At 60.1% G+C, this 14,435-nt stretch carries 11 protein-coding genes; 5 read left to right on the top strand and 6 right to left on the bottom strand.

Going from position 1 to position 14,435, the window contains the following annotated elements; all coding sequences use genetic code 11:
• Positions 1-32: 32 nt before the first annotated feature.
• The 3 genes from CFE428DRAFT_RS24745 to CFE428DRAFT_RS24735 are packed head-to-tail and all read right to left on the bottom strand — an operon-like array spanning position 33 to position 1,559.
• Positions 33-692 carry a PulJ/GspJ family protein gene (locus CFE428DRAFT_RS24745; protein ID WP_272941140.1) on the bottom strand — a complete coding sequence of 220 codons (660 nt, stop codon included), beginning with the start codon at positions 690-692 and terminating at the stop codon, positions 33-35.
• Positions 670-1,086 carry a type IV pilus modification PilV family protein gene (locus CFE428DRAFT_RS24740; protein ID WP_006982415.1) on the bottom strand — a complete coding sequence of 139 codons (417 nt, stop codon included), beginning with the start codon at positions 1,084-1,086 and terminating at the stop codon, positions 670-672. The genes CFE428DRAFT_RS24745 and CFE428DRAFT_RS24740 overlap by 23 nt, the downstream gene beginning before the upstream one ends.
• Positions 1,083-1,559 (bottom strand): pilus assembly FimT family protein, encoded by a 477-nt coding sequence (locus tag CFE428DRAFT_RS24735; RefSeq protein ID WP_006982414.1) that lies wholly within the window; start codon positions 1,557-1,559, stop codon positions 1,083-1,085. The genes CFE428DRAFT_RS24740 and CFE428DRAFT_RS24735 overlap by 4 nt, the downstream gene beginning before the upstream one ends.
• A 156-nt stretch (positions 1,560-1,715) precedes the next feature.
• Between CFE428DRAFT_RS24735 and CFE428DRAFT_RS24730 the strand changes: the two genes are divergently transcribed.
• From CFE428DRAFT_RS24730 to CFE428DRAFT_RS24715, 4 genes are all read left to right on the top strand, one after another.
• Positions 1,716-3,425, top strand: a complete 1,710-nt coding sequence (locus CFE428DRAFT_RS24730; protein WP_006982413.1) for a GspE/PulE family protein — start codon at positions 1,716-1,718, stop codon at positions 3,423-3,425.
• 244 nt (positions 3,426-3,669) lie between these two features.
• Positions 3,670-4,647 (top strand): AraC family transcriptional regulator, encoded by a 978-nt coding sequence (locus tag CFE428DRAFT_RS24725; protein WP_006982412.1) that lies wholly within the window; start codon positions 3,670-3,672, stop codon positions 4,645-4,647.
• A gap of 96 nt (positions 4,648-4,743) precedes the next feature.
• Positions 4,744-8,448 carry a hypothetical protein gene (locus CFE428DRAFT_RS24720; protein ID WP_042725738.1) on the top strand — a complete coding sequence of 1,235 codons (3,705 nt, stop codon included), beginning with the start codon at positions 4,744-4,746 and terminating at the stop codon, positions 8,446-8,448.
• Between the two features lie 99 nt (positions 8,449-8,547).
• Entirely contained in the window at positions 8,548-9,183 is a 636-nt protein-coding gene (locus tag CFE428DRAFT_RS24715; RefSeq protein ID WP_006982410.1) for a hypothetical protein, read from the top strand.
• A gap of 72 nt (positions 9,184-9,255) precedes the next feature.
• On the opposite strand, the gene CFE428DRAFT_RS24710 is transcribed toward CFE428DRAFT_RS24715, so the two are convergent.
• Both CFE428DRAFT_RS24710 and CFE428DRAFT_RS24705 read right to left on the bottom strand, forming a co-directional pair.
• Positions 9,256-10,440, bottom strand: a complete 1,185-nt coding sequence (locus CFE428DRAFT_RS24710) for a hypothetical protein (RefSeq protein WP_006982409.1) — start codon at positions 10,438-10,440, stop codon at positions 9,256-9,258.
• 123 nt (positions 10,441-10,563) lie between these two features.
• Positions 10,564-11,028 (bottom strand): hypothetical protein, encoded by a 465-nt coding sequence (locus CFE428DRAFT_RS24705; RefSeq protein ID WP_131989916.1) that lies wholly within the window; start codon positions 11,026-11,028, stop codon positions 10,564-10,566.
• A 185-nt stretch (positions 11,029-11,213) separates the two neighbouring features.
• On the opposite strand from CFE428DRAFT_RS24705, the gene CFE428DRAFT_RS24700 reads away from it, so the two are divergent.
• Positions 11,214-11,582, top strand: coding sequence for a hypothetical protein (locus tag CFE428DRAFT_RS24700; RefSeq protein ID WP_157447622.1), 369 nt, complete (start codon positions 11,214-11,216; stop codon positions 11,580-11,582).
• Positions 11,583-11,634: 52 nt separating this feature from the next.
• Here the strand turns inward: CFE428DRAFT_RS24700 and CFE428DRAFT_RS24695 are convergent, their stop codons facing one another.
• Positions 11,635-14,193 (bottom strand): secretin N-terminal domain-containing protein, encoded by a 2,559-nt coding sequence (locus CFE428DRAFT_RS24695; RefSeq protein WP_162145312.1) that lies wholly within the window; start codon positions 14,191-14,193, stop codon positions 11,635-11,637.
• Positions 14,194-14,435 lie beyond the last annotated feature (242 nt).

The following is a 14,435-nucleotide window of genomic DNA, read 5'->3' as shown; positions in this document are numbered from 1 at the left end:
CAAGGCGGAGGCTCGGGAATGCGGCGCCGGTTTCATGGAGTCAACTGCGAGGAAGGCACGTTCAGCACCGCCTCGATTGGAGCGTCGTCTTTATGTTTCTGCAGCCGCAGCCGCACCAGGGGTGGCCGGCGTGAGCCATCCGTCCATTGGTCAACCCACGAGTTGGTCACCGAGTCGTAGTAGCGGATTTCCAAGGCGGCCATCGGGCTGATGAGCGGTTGCCAATCGTAACGATCGGTGCCCGAACCACGGGTCAACTCCACCGAAGATTTATTGGCCGCCGAGGGCCGGCGCCGCAACCCGAGTTCCGTCTCGGAGGATTTCGAATCCATCGGCTGGACGGTGAGCGTGACTTGATATTCGCCTTGGGCGGCCGTGGTCAGCAGTCCGGATCCCGGCCCACACATCCACGTCATTTCATCATTGGAAAGGCCGTGGAATTTATACGCCTTGCCGAGAAGCGCATCGGGCTCGAGCGCCGGGAGCGAGCCCAATTGGCCCTGCACCAGGTTGATCACCGCTTCCATCGACTCCCGCTCATCCCCGATCTCCGTCGAGGCCTGCATAATGAGCAGATGCGTGCTCACGAACCGATAAATCGTAAAGACGATCATTGAAACGATCATCATGGCGATGATCATTTCGAGAAGGGTGAACGCGGAGCGCGCTCTAGGGTTGCTGCGGCAAAACATAGAACGTGAGGGAACGTGTTTCCTTGTCGCCATCGCTCATCCAATCGACTGTCAACGTGACCGAGAAAAGGTTCGCCAGTTCCTGGCCATGCTCGTCGGTCTTGTGCAATTGCGTCCGCTTCTGGGTCAGGGTGAGCCCAGTGGCCACGCCGCCCAGCTTTTCGTGTGAATCCTTCGACGGAATGGCGCCTGCCTCGATCTCGGCGAAACGATTCTGCAGGACGCGGCGCGCCCGAGCTTCTTCATTCATGATTCGCTCGACGCGCAGGCCTTTCGAAACGCCCTGGCCCAGCGCCAGCACGCCGATGGCAAAGATCGCCACGGCCAGAAGCGTCTCCAGCAGCATAAAGCCCCGGTGGGAACCGCCCGCGGATCTCGTGGCCTGGTGTTTCATAACGCTTCGGACTGGATGAATGTGCCCCGCGAGGTCAACGCACTAAAGCTCACCCGCCAGTGGCCTGAAGGCCCTTTGTAACTGACAATCGCGGGCTCACAGACGCCACTGGGCCAGAACGTCCATTCCGCCGCGGGCTTTTTCGCGAGCGCTGCGGGACGCTCCAAATCGAACACCTCGTCCTTGTCGAAACCCATCTGATCCACCACCACCGGTTCCCCGTGGGCATCCCGCTCGACCCCCACCAGGGCAATGCCATGGCGCTGCCACACCAGCGTGTAGGGTTGTTGTTCCCGCAGGCTGTGGGCCCGCGCGTTGTCCGCAAACTTCTGGAACCGCTCGTAGGACTCGTGCAGGCGCTGCTCAGCCAGCAGGCCCGCCACGCTCGGCACGGCCAGCAGCATCAGCACCACCCCGATCGCCAGGGTAAGGCAGATTTCCAGCAGTGTAAAAGCGGCCCGGGGCGTGGACATCGCTGCCATACTAGCCGCGAATCGCTTCCCGGAAAACGGCAATCGTGCAAAATCTCCGCGCCGGAAAAGAGGCGCGTTTGACCGCCTCCGCCATCGGCTGCTACCATTGCGAGCTTTGCCAACCCCTCTTTCTCTGCTCTTGTCCCATCAGCCCTCATGAACTCGCGGAAAATTTTGGTTCAGGTTTTGCAGGAGACTGGTCTCGAAGAAAACGACGCCACCGAACTGGCCGCCCTGCAGCCTCCGCCCGGCGGAAGCTGGACGGTGGAGGTGCTCAATTCCGGCCGCGTGGACGAAGCCCGGCTGGCGGAACAACTGGCCCGTTCGTTCCATAATCCCTTTGTCCAGATCGAGGCGGACGGCATCGACCGCAAATCGCTCGGCCTCCTCCCCAGCCGGTTCGTTTTCAAGCATCACCTCCTGCCGCTTTCCGAAAACGAGAACACCGTTCGCGTCGCCACCTACGACGTCTTCAACCTCGTCGCCCGCCGACTCACCTCCCAACAGCTCAAGGGCAAGAACGTGGAGTGGGTGGTCGCGCCGCGCAGCCCCCTGCTCCGTGCCATCAAGTCGCTCTACGGCGTCGGCGCGGAAACCTTCGAGGAAATCCTCCTGACCGCGCGCCACTACGACGGCGAAGAGCGCGACGTGGCGCAAGACATCACCGGCGACTCCCCCGAGGCCAGCGTCGTCAAATTCGTCAACCAGATCATCCGCGAAGCGATCCAGGAACGGGCCACGGATATTCACGTCGAGCCGCTGGAGAACGACCTGCGCATCCGCTATCGCATCGACGGCATCCTCCACGAAGTCGCCGTGCCCGGGCAGTTGCGCGTGCTGCAGAGCGCGATCATTTCGCGCCTCAAGGTCATGGCCCACATGGACATCGCCGAGCGCCGCTTGCCACAGGACGGGCGGATCAATCTCAACACGCACCAGGGCGCCATCGACGTGCGCGTCTCGACCATTCCCACGGTGAATGGCGAGAGCATCTCGCTGCGTCTGCTCTCCCGCAACGAATCGCTCAGCTTCGCCCTCGACCGGCTCGGGATGAGCGATGCGCAGATGAAGATGATTCGCGCGCTCCTCCAGGAGCCGAATGGCATCATCCTCGTCACCGGCCCCACCGGCTCGGGCAAATCGACCAGCCTTTACTGCTTCCTCAGCTCCATCAATGCGGTCAGCCGGCGCATCATCACCATCGAAGAGCCGGTGGAATACCGCCTGGCTGGCGTGAGCCAGATCGAGGTGAAATCGGAAATCGGCCTGACCTTTGCCAACGGCTTGCGCGCCATTCTCCGCCAGGACCCGAACATCGTGATGGTCGGCGAAATTCGTGACTTCGAGACGGCCGAAATCGCCATCCGCGCGGCCATGACGGGTCACCTCGTGTTCTCGACGCTGCACACCAATGACGCCGTCAGCGGCATCACGCGTTTGCTGGACATGGGCATCGAGCCGTTCCTGCTGGCCAGTGTCGTCCGCTGCTTCCTTGCGCAACGTCTCGTCCGGACGATTTGCCCCGATTGCAAAGCGGAAGCCAGTTACCTGCCCGAGTACCTGCGGGAGATCAACGCGCCCATCCCCGCGGATTCCAAGCTCTATCGTGGCAAGGGCTGCGAGCATTGCCGCCAGACCGGTTATCGCGGGCGCATGGCCATCTACGAGGTCTGCGTGGTGAATGAAAACCTGCGCCGGTTGATCATCCGCAAGGAACCCGGCAGCGTGCTCAAGCAACGCGCCGCGATGGATGGCATGGATACCCTGCGCCAGGACGGCTGGCGGCGCGTGCTCCTCGGCCAGACGACGGTCGAGGAAGTGGTGCGCGTGACGCAGCAGGACGAAGCGTTGGCGGAGACGGAGTAGTGTCCTTTCTTAATCGTAATCTTTGATCCTTAATCCTTAATCTAACCGCCGGTCGGAGGATTAAGGATTAACGATCAAGGATTAAAGATTAAGGAAATACACACCGTCCGAAGACGCCTCTCCGCGTTGCGTCCTCTGCGTTTAAGTCAGGCCGACCCATCCATCCCGGCCCTTCGTCACGAAAAACGGCAGCTGCGCAAACGCTAGCTAGTGCGCATCCTGCTTCATTTTCCCCATCCCCCAGATGCCGTTGGCGACTAATACCCGCAAACTCGAACTCATTTCCTTTGTCCGTGCCCAAAAACACGACGCCTTTACCGTAGCCGGTCGAATCGACGCCCGCCGTTATCTACCACGGCAGTTTCCCGCGCCGCTGCCTTTGCTTGTCTCCCTGCAGCAATATCCCGGCTACAAGCGCATGGTCGGCGAAAATTGGATGCACTGGCATGACTATTACGAATTCTGGATGGCCACCGGCACCGGCCATTACCGCAGCGGTAATCACCAGTTTTCTTTCGCCCCCGGCGACATCATTCTGGTCGACCCATTGAAACTCCACGGGGTCGTCCGCATGGAACCCACCCATGCCCCGCTGGTCGTCTTCTTTCGCCCGGAAGCCGTGGCCGCCGCCGGGATGTCCCTGGATCGCGAATTCCTGGCAGCATGGGACCGCCGCCCGGAAAGAATCCCGCCCAAATTGACGGCCGACGCCGCGGGTTCATCAGCGGTCCATGCGGGCCTGCTGCGCCTCACCCAGGCGTGGTTTGCCGCATCGTCCGGCAAGGACCGGCAGGTGGAATTGAAATTCCGCCTGCTCGAGGTGCTCGTTGAATTGCGGCGCGCCTTCCTTTCCCGTGGCCACTCCGCACCGGACACCACGGCGCGGCGCGCCGAGCGGCATGCGCGCTTGAGCCGCGTGCTCGAGTATGTCGGCGGGCGTTCGCACGAGGCGGTGCCGCAACCGGAGGTCGCGCGATTTGCCGGGATGAGCACCAGTCGTTTTCGCGCCTTCTTCAAGGAAACGACCGGCTGGCGCTACGGCGATTACTTGCGCGATTTACGCCTGGAACGCGCCGCGCACATGCTGCGCGAGACGACCAAGAGCATCGCCGAAATCGCCTGCGATACCGGCTTCGCCGACCAAAGCCATCTGCAGCGTTTGTTCAAGGCGAAGAACGCCATTTCTCCTCTGGCGTATCGCAAACTCTACCAGACACCGTAATCGCGCGCAGCGAGCGAATTATTCAAAAATTGCGGCGAAGCATTCAAGGCAGGTGCGAGCGCAACCGCTATGCATCGATACGTCAGCCTCCCGACTATGAAGCATTCCCTCCCCTTCCTCGTGGCGCTCCTCGCGTCCATGCCCCTGCTCAGCCCCGCGCAACAAGCGACCCCGGAATCTCCCGCCATCTGGCGCGAAGTCACCGGCGTGGTGAACAATTATTCCACGGGAACGGCCGTTCCCAACTTCACCCGTCCGCACATCCCGGGCTATCGTACCACGGCCGATGGCCGCATTGCCTCGACGGTGGAGGGCTCGGGCCCGGACGGCGGGATTCCCCGGTTCACGCTCTTCATTCCGGAAAAGCTGACCCAGGCGTTTCTCCTCAACCCGGCGAGTGCCTATACGGTGTCGTCTCCGACGGTGACCCGCATCAATGTCACCAACACCTACGGCAATCCCGGCCTCGGCTCCACGAACTACACGCTGAACTCCGCGGGCGTGTCGCACGCCTGCCTTTACGATCCGGGCGCGAACCCCACGGTGGTCAACGGCGAAGACGTCTACAATGTCTATGTCTTCGTCACGAGCAACAGCGGCACGTCTCCCAACAACAAGACCCAGTTCTTCGTCACGCCGATCCAAATCACGGTCACCAATCCGAAGACGGTCAACGCGACCATCCGTCTGATTGCCAAGACCGGCGCGACCACGGGCACCCCGCAGTTCAGCTTCAACGGCTCCGCTTTTGAACCGGTCATTTGTGGCGACGGCCGGTTGCTGATCACCCGTGTGGGATCGGGCAACTTCACGTGGACCGACCCGATCACCGGGACGGCGCACGGACCGCAGGGGGTGGATATCGTGTATTCCTATTACACCGGCGGAAACGTCGCGGACGCCACGCAGTGGACGAATCTCATCCCGATCACCCACGCGCCTTACGATACGCGGATCAATACGAAATTCGGCTTCGCCATGGCGCCGTTCCGCGATGCGGAAGGAACGCTGCTGCCCGATGGAAAAGATCTCGGCGGCTCGTATCCGTGGATCGATCGCGACGCCAAGAACCTCTTCTTCGAGACCATCCGCGATCAACTCCACTATTACAGCAGCACGGATGGCACCTATAACCACGCGCGCTATCCCCAAACGAAAGTTCCCGAGGACCCGGCCGACTATTTGCAGGGTGAAGATGGCGGCATCCACCAGGGCGTTTCTTTTGTGGGGCTCTGGAGCCATGGCAAGATCGTGACCATCGACAACCTGAACAACGACGTGGACTACGCGATCGGCCAGGGCGATAGCGCGGTGTCGACGGACCCCAATCCAGTGACCGGGCCGCAGGAACGCATGGTGAACCTGTATCAGGCCAACTCTGGTCCGCTGGGCAACGAGACGGGCTGGCTGCGCATGGGCTACGGGCGCGCCACGCGCAAGATGCCCGCAGGCGAAAACGACAACGGTAACATCATCGAGTCGGTGCAGAACATGTTCAATTACCGGAACTACATGCTGCCGATCAGCTTCCGCGATGTCGCCTGGCTCATCAGCGATAGCAAGCAGGCGGACGAGCTCTCCTTCGACGACTACGTCGACCCGGATGGCTTCATCGTTTGCAACATGAGCAACCTCATCACATTCCCCTCGACGGTGGGGACCGGGATGAACGCTTTCACGAGTTGGAGCGGCTGGAATAGCAGCACGCATACGTTCAGCGGCGGGACGGTGAAACTACAGAATGCCGCGACCGCTCCGACCAGCCGCTGGATCACTCCCAAAAACGGACTGGTGCTCGGCGATGGGCGGGTGGAACCGGCCGCGGCCGGCGGGGTGCATGGCAAGGGCTTCTGGATGGACGGGACCATCGGGCTGGAATTCACCATCGACCCGCAACCGCAGAATGTGTCGTCCAAGAATTGGTACATGGGCATCTTCGTCGATTGCCGGTTCGCCGACGACACGACCGATCGGCGGCTGCTGACCTTCCCCGACGGGACGAGCGTGCATCTCTACGGTCGCAACCAGATTCTCTATGCCGATGCCACCGGCAACATCATCCATCGCATCGCCATGCCGCCGGTGAGCACAACGACTCCGGCGAGCCCGATGGACGACTTGCTGCCGGATACCGGCTGGGCGCATCTCGCCTTCCAGGTGCAGACCTCCGGCACGCTGGTTGACTTCTACTTGAACGGCATCCTCTTCGATCGCTGGCAGGACGCTTATCAAGCGCTGTTCCAGTTGCCGCCGGGGAAATTGACCATCGGTGTTCCTTCGGGCAGCGGTATGACCGGTTTCACCGGTTGGGTGGACGATTTCAAAGTCTTCGCCCACGCGGTGGATTTCGAGACAGCTTGTAACAATGCCAATGGTACTCTCATCGGCCTGCCGAGCACTTACACGGACGTGTGGAAGACCAAGTTTGCCAGCCGTTATCCAGCGTGGGTGCAAAAGGAAATCTCCAATCAACTCGCGAATAGCGGGAAGACGACTTATCCGCTCTACGCGAACTTCTACGATTACAAAAACGACAACACCTCGAATCGTTTCAGCATCCCGAGTGGAACGGTTTCGGTGCGCCAGGATATTCATTTCCCCGAGGGGCCGCTCTTCAACAACGCGCCGCGGCCGGATTCGGAAACGAATGCCTTCTGCGTGACCTGCCACCAACCGGGCGGAAACGGCGGACTGGATCCCGGTGCGCTGACCCTGGATACGACGCACACGACTTCGACGGATTCGCGCCGCCAGCCGTTCCAACCGCCGCAGCTGATCTATGGCTGGATCCCGGCGGGCCTCGTCGACAGCACGGGCCTGCCCAGTGCGGGTCTGGATGCCGGTGCTGGCGGGCAGCACATCGACGTGTGGCAGTTGCCCAGCTATGCCAATAATGCCGCGGTCAAAACCTTCACTCTCGTGGACGCGAATACCCACGCGGACCTGATGACTCTGACCAGCGGAGCCATGGTCGATCCGGCCAAATTGGGGACCACGAACTTCACCATTCGCGCTAACATCAGCAGCGCCCAGGGAAGCGTGACGCTGAAGTACGATGGCGCATCCAATACCAAGACGAAGCCGCCTTACACCGCCTTCGGCACGGACACCACGCCCTACACCGGGGCGACGCTGGCGGTAGGCAGCCACAGCATCGTGGCCACGACCCAAAGTGGGTCCACCTTGACGGTCAATTTCACCGTCGCCGGCAACACGGCGCGAGTCGTCGCGGGTTATCGCAGCGATTTCCGGAGCGGCTCACCCTCACCCGGTTGGAGCTACCTGTGGAATGCGAACGGCCCGATCACCAGCGCCAGCAACTACGAGAGCCTGAACTGGAGCCAGGTGATCAACAAATACACGGTCAACGGATTCCCCGTTTCTCCCGACAACTCCTCCACGCTCTTCCCTTACGGCGGTCTCACCTCCAGCGGCGGCCATCCTGGCCGGGGAAGCACCCAGGGCGCAACCTATGATCGTTACCCCATCGCCGCTTACACGGCGAAGCTCGCTGGTTACTACGCGATCACCAGCAGCTTCGTCACCAGCAGCGACAGCCGCGCCAATGGCGGCCAGGTGATGGTCTTCACCGAAACGGCCAACGGCAGCACGACTGTATTTACCCAGAAATACAGCGGCCTGTATCCGGGCGGTGGCACGATCAACTTCGACCAAAACGTGGGCTTCCTGAATCCGGGAGACACCATCTATGTGGCCGTTGGGCCGAACACCTCGGATGGGTACGACTCGTTCACGATGGATTTCAGCATCTCCTTCAAGGAGACCGGAAATCCGATGTGAACTCGATCGTTCGCATGACAGATAAACGTCACGGACTCTTCTTTGCAGCCGGACTTTTTCATAGATAAACTGCGGGCAGCCGCTGAGCGGCACCCGTCCTTGAAAGCCAAATCCACTCTCTCTGCTGAAGAATCCAGGCCCACGCCCGCGACGCCCGCGGGCGATGGGCGCAACCCCCGCCTCGTCGCCGCCGTGCTCGGGCTCGGGTTGCTCGCCATCGCTGGGCTGATCTGGCTGCAGCGAGAACACCGGGCGCATCGGAATGCTCCCGGGCGCGACCAAATCGTCATGGAAAACCAAGCCGCGGACAAAGGCCGTTCGAAATCGAAATCGGCGGCAACCCCGGCCTACGAACCGAAGCTTCAGGATCGGGCGATCACGGGTGAACAGAAAGCCAGGTTCGTGCGAACGCTGCACAATGCACCGCACGGTACCGTGACCATTGCCGCATTCAAAGGTGACCGCGAAACGTATCTCTATGCCGCCAAGATTGCTTCGATACTGAGCGACGCCGGCTATGCCAGCAGTGATCCGCCGGTCAGCTTGCTGCCGGCAACGGAGACGCCGCAAAATCCGCCGGTATTGCTGTTTGTCTCCAGTCAGGCGCCCATCCCTCGCCACGCACTGGCCATCAAAGACGCGCTCGATTTGATCGGGATCCGCTGCGAGTTCTCCTACCGCGAGACACCCGGCCACCCAGGGGATTTGCAAATCGGCGTGTATCCTAATCCCTAAGAGGGTGCCTCAGGACAAAAGGAGTCGGTTGCCCATTTTGTCTCCTCCACCGGGTCTGCCCCGATTGCCGTTTTAGTCTTCGATCGCGTCGTTCAATGTGCCCAGCAGATCGTTGGCGAGCCCGAGTGCCGTGCTCGCGTTATCCATGGCATTCTGGGCCTCTTTGAAGCCGACACCGGCATTCGCGCCGGCCAGTGCCAGACTGGTGACGATCGGGAACAGGGTATTAAAAGCTTTCTGGAGATTCGGAATTTTCTTCTGCAGTTCTTCCAACACCGCCTCGGTCGCCTTGATCGCCTTTTCCGACGGAGCGACCCGCCCATTCATCGCCGTGGTTTTTTCGAGAAGCTTATGCAACTCTTTCTGAAGCTTGGGAATCTTGGTCATGATCTCACCGGCTTTTTTCGAAGCCGATTTCTTCAGCACCGCCTGCAGCTTATCGATGTCCTGAAGGACCTTCATCGCCTGCGCGCCCAGCTTGTGGCCATTGATGTCCACCCCTGCGAGCTTGTTTTTCCAAAGCTTCACATCCTTTTCGACCTTACCCACATTGGGGACAAACTCCGCGCCGAAAACACTGTTGATCACCGTCGAACTGGTTTCCGTGGCAACTACGCCCGCGCGTTTCTTGTAGAGTTTCTCCAGGATCCCGAGGCTGATTCCCACCGATTTTTGGACCGTTTCCATTTCCATCCAAAGATCACCGCATAGTTTGACCAGCGAGAGGCCGGATCTGACTCCTCCGACGATACCCAGCGCGAGGGTGGCGCCACCCGTCGGGACGGCCGCCGCGATGGCGAGCCCGGACCCCACTGCGCCGAGCGTTCCCAGCGTCAGCTTGAAACCGCAATCGATCTTGTAGCTCTTGTACTGCTTCTTGGTCGCAATGAACTTGGCCCAACGCGCCGCCGGCACTTTCTTCAAAGCGTTCCCCAAATCCCGTGCCTCTTTCTCCAGCAGCTTTTTGAACTCCTCCACCGCCTTCTCGACCACGAGCTTGGGTTTGCCGGCAACCTTGGCGTCGAGGTCCTTCAATTTGGCGTTCAGCGCGGCGACGGTTTTTTCGCAAAGCTCCTGCGCGTCCTCCACCATGCGCTGCGGCGTCACATAATCATTCTCCTTCTCCAGCGCGTCGAGAATTTCATCATTCAGGATCAACTCGAGGATGTAGCCCTTGATGTCGGGAATCGTCTTCGATTTGTAGCCCTTCTTCATCTCCTCAGCCAAATCGCGCTTCCAAATCGTCACTTTAGACATACAAATGTTTTAGACGCGTCGTTGATCGACAGCAAAACAAAAATCGGACTCGGCGCGGCATCGTCTCGGCAGGTCCAAGACTTCATCGCAGTCCGAACGCGCCATTAGTTCGGCCGCTATCAGCTATTTCGTTAGCTTCGTGTCCTTCGAACCCGCGCCGTGAGAAAAGTACTCGTGAATGACATCTGGTTTGCTCACGGCGCCGTATGCCTTGACTCCCTTTAAGGCGTCGGCCTTCGCATTCACCGCGGTGTCTCCCTGGCCAACATAGGCAACGTATCGCCCGTCCTGATTGAAGCCGATCGCCAGGCAAAAATAACCCGTCAGGTCGGATTGATGAATAATAATGGGCGAGCGAGCGCCCTGCTTTCGCGCCGAGGCCAGAGCGGGCGCACGCGCGTCGGGCGATTCCATATAGTCGGCGCCGCCTTCCCGGGAGGAAGAATAGTAAATCCCGCCGAGCCCCTTCGCATAATCAAACGCAACTGCATCCCCGGCCCACGCAGGAGATGCCCCGAGGCAAATGGCGAAGAAGAGGCAGGCTTTGGCGATACTCATGAGCAGATCTGTTCGAGAAGATTCCGCCAAGGATGACGCAAGCTCCCGCGCCCGACCAGAGGAGAATTTGCCACCGACGCAGCAAACTCGCGTCCATTTCCCTTCCGGCTATCGAGCATGGCAACGCAGCCGTCTCTTTCAGCCGATTGCATTTCCGCGAACTGCCTCCGCTCGGAGCTTGTGATGGGAGTTGGGATTGGGCATCTTTTCCTCGAGTGAAGTCCTCCTCTCTATTTCCTATTTTGGTGGCCGCGGCAGGCCTTTCCGCTTGCGAGCATGCTCCTTACGGGCACGACACCTTTACCAAATTGCGTGTCACCAATGTCCGTGGCGAACTGGTGGCCGAGTGGATCGCGCGAGGCTACATCACGCCGTTGGAACGCGGGTATGGCATCGATGCGGTCGAAAGACGAACCGCCCCCCCTTTCGCCACGGTCGCCCATTATCCGGATGGCTGGCGAACGACAGCGGTCGGACCGAACATCCATCATTGGCGTTGTCCCAAACCGCTCTGGCTCGCGGAATACGAAGGAGATGCTCCGGTAGTAATCCGATCGGAAACGGACGGAAAAACTTTCCGCTAGCGATCGGCCCCGGCAGAACGCGAGCCACCGCACGGCTGCGCCGGCGCGCGCGTTACCAACGAAAGGCCGGCTTGTCCAACAGCGGCGTGTCCGTGCTCGACGCCTCTTTCTTGCCAAACCAACTGTGCTTCTTCGGCTTGGGAGTCGGCGTCGGGGTCGCGGTCGGCAGCCCCTCAGGCGCCTCGGCCTTGCGGACGCCGTTCTTAGAGAGCGATGCCTCCAGATCCGGATCCATGGACAGCACCTCCTGCGCGCGTTCCCGGATTTGCGCGGCTTCCGGCGGAGCCCAACTGACTTCCGGCCGAATGAGGATGACCAACTCCGTGCGGATCTTTTCCTTGGTAGTGCTGCTGAAAAGATAACCGAGGCCCGGTATGCTGCTGAGCAGCGGAATGCCCGAGCGGACTTTGTTCATGCTTTGCTGGATCAACCCACCGAGCACCACCGTCCCCTCATTCGGAACCGTCACGCTGGTTTTGACATAGCGCGTGGCGATGTTCGGAATGTCGTTGTTATCGATGCGCGTCGAACCGGAAACCTGATCGATCTTTTGCAGGACATCGAGTGATACCTCGCGGTCGGCATTGATCAGCGGGACGACCTCCAATTGCAACGCGACGCGTTTGAACTGGACGCTGGACTGGGTAACCAGGCCCGTATTGACCGTCGTTCCGGCATTGAGCGCGCTTTGAATGCTGGTGGGAACGGGAATTTCCTGACCGGAAGCGATGATTGCTTTCTTGTTGTTGCGGGTGAAAACGCTCGGCCGGGTCACGACCCGAAAACGATTGGTATTCATCAACGCCGTGACGATTGCCGTGAGGGAGTTGCCAGCCGTCACAAAGCCAGTCACACCACTTCCTCCGACACCGGCGACGGACCGAATCGTATCCTGGCTGAGCAGGTTGTTAAAATTGAGTATGCCGTGGCCACTGGACACATCGACCAAATTCGAAGCGGTAGACCCCGTCGTGGTTGTCCCGGTCGTACTCGAGGGCGTCACCGTGTTCGTCGCGGTGGAGGTGCCAGCATTGCTCGAACCCGTGGCCGCGGCCGCGGTGCCCGTCGAAGTGTTGTTGGTCCCCGTCGAATTACCGCCATTCACCACGAGCGGCGACAGCCCCAGTCCCGCATTGCGCAGGATGTAGTCGACGCCAAACTGCGACTTGTCGTCGAGGTTCAACTCACCGATGACCGTGTGGAGCATGACCTGCGGAATGCGTTGATCGAGTTCATCCAGCAAACGAAACACCTTCGCTTTGACGTCCTCGCCGCCAATGATGATGATCTTATTGGCATTCTTGTCCGCGATGATCTTCGTGGTCCCCACCACCCGCGCTTCGGGAGTGGTATCCACGCCTTGCGTGGAAAGCTCCTCGGAAACATTGAACTCGCTGCCCGTGCCCGAGCTATCGCCCGAGCCCGTGACGCCGGCGCCACCGGAAGTTCCGCCCGTCGAGCGCGCCGCCGTGTTTTGCTGTGACGACTTGCGACCCTCGGAGCCTCCACCGCCACCTTCCTCCTTCGCTCCGGGTTCGGTGATGGCCTTGACGATGACGTCCAGCACATCGCCCACCGAGATGAAGCGCAAAGGACGTTCCACCGGTATGCCAAATTTCACCGACTCATCGAACTCGGTGATCAATTTCCGCACGAAAGGCATATTGACCGGTCGCGTCACCACGTGAATCCGGTTGGTCCGCACATCCGCAGTCAGCTTGATTTTACCGATGATGATCGAGTCCTCCGACAAGGAGCGGCTGTGTAGCTCCACCGCCCCCGCCTGATTCACTTCCGCCGCCACACTTCCCGGAGGAACGTTGGCCAGCGCCGCAGGCACAGGCGCGGGCGGCGCTCCCGGCGCACGCGGGGCCGCACCGCTGCCCGAAGTCGGCTGTTTTTCGAAAATTGCGGTCAGCTTTTCCAGCACGTCCTTGGCGTCCGCCCGTTCCAGCGGAATGAATTCGCTAATCACTTCGGCCGGAGGAATATCAATCTCGTGCAGAATGCGGATGAGCCCACGAATCGTCGCGGTGTTCTCGGTGATAACCAGAGTCTGCGACTTCGGCAACGCCGTGACGTTCGTGTATCCGCCTGGAGCCGGAACGACGAAGGTGCTCAATAGTTGCTGCACCTCGGTCGGGTCGGCGTAGTGCAACTTGGCAATGTAAGTCACGACCTGCTCGCCTTCCGGCAGTAATAATTCGTCGGAGATGATCGGAATAGCAGCGGTGCGCGGGTTCTTGCCGCTCCCGACGACTTTCACCATGTCCGTCCCCTCCACGGGAATCAACGTAAAGCCATTGAGCAAAAGGTTGATCTCGATAATCCGAATGGCCTCTTCCGCCGGCACTTCGCCGCTCACGACAATATTGACCGTGCCCTGCACTTGATTGTCGATGATCATCCGCTTCTTCGTCAGGCGCTCGTAAAACGCGAGCACTTCCTTCACGTCGGTATTCGGAAATTGCAACCGCGTCGGCACGGACCCTTTCCCCGGAGCCTCCGGCACAGGCGGGCGGCCTCCCGCGGGGAGAATCGGCGATGGTGGATTCTGGCCAAGGGCAATGCCCCCGGCAAGAAGTGGGATGAGGAAATGGAGGCGGGCCACGCCGCGATAATTATCAGAATCCCCCTCTCTGTCAAACGCGGGTCTGTGCCAACTGGGAGAAGGCATTTCAGGACAAGCACGTAGCGGAAAAAGTCTCGACGCCCGTATTATTTCCTCTAAAATCTTTATTCAGTTTACGACATCAGTTCGAGAAACTTCCGTTTGTCCCCGCAAACCACAATGACGCTTCCCCCCTTGAGGCCTCGCTCTCCGCTCCGGATGTCATTGGGATTTTTCATCGC

It is taken from the genome of Chthoniobacter flavus Ellin428, from assembly GCF_000173075.1.
Taxonomy (GTDB): domain Bacteria; phylum Verrucomicrobiota; class Verrucomicrobiia; order Chthoniobacterales; family Chthoniobacteraceae; genus Chthoniobacter; species Chthoniobacter flavus.
Note: the sequence above shows the minus strand (reverse complement) of the source record. Positions and strands in the feature narration are given on the sequence as shown.

Excerpts from the sequence above, each read along its gene's own strand:
- CFE428DRAFT_RS24735 (WP_006982414.1), bottom strand. The coding sequence starts at position 1,559 with ATGTCCACGCCCCGGGCCGCTTTTACACTGCTGGAAATCTGCCTTACC.
- CFE428DRAFT_RS24710 (WP_006982409.1), bottom strand. The coding sequence starts at position 10,440 with ATGTCTAAAGTGACGATTTGGAAGCGCGATTTGGCTGAGGAGATGAAG.
- CFE428DRAFT_RS24720 (WP_042725738.1), top strand. The coding sequence starts at position 4,744 with ATGAAGCATTCCCTCCCCTTCCTCGTGGCGCTCCTCGCGTCCATGCCC.
- CFE428DRAFT_RS24725 (WP_006982412.1), top strand. The coding sequence starts at position 3,670 with ATGCCGTTGGCGACTAATACCCGCAAACTCGAACTCATTTCCTTTGTC.
- CFE428DRAFT_RS24730 (WP_006982413.1), top strand. The coding sequence starts at position 1,716 with ATGAACTCGCGGAAAATTTTGGTTCAGGTTTTGCAGGAGACTGGTCTC.
- CFE428DRAFT_RS24745 (WP_272941140.1), bottom strand. The coding sequence starts at position 692 with ATGTTTTGCCGCAGCAACCCTAGAGCGCGCTCCGCGTTCACCCTTCTC.
- CFE428DRAFT_RS24740 (WP_006982415.1), bottom strand. The coding sequence starts at position 1,086 with ATGAAACACCAGGCCACGAGATCCGCGGGCGGTTCCCACCGGGGCTTT.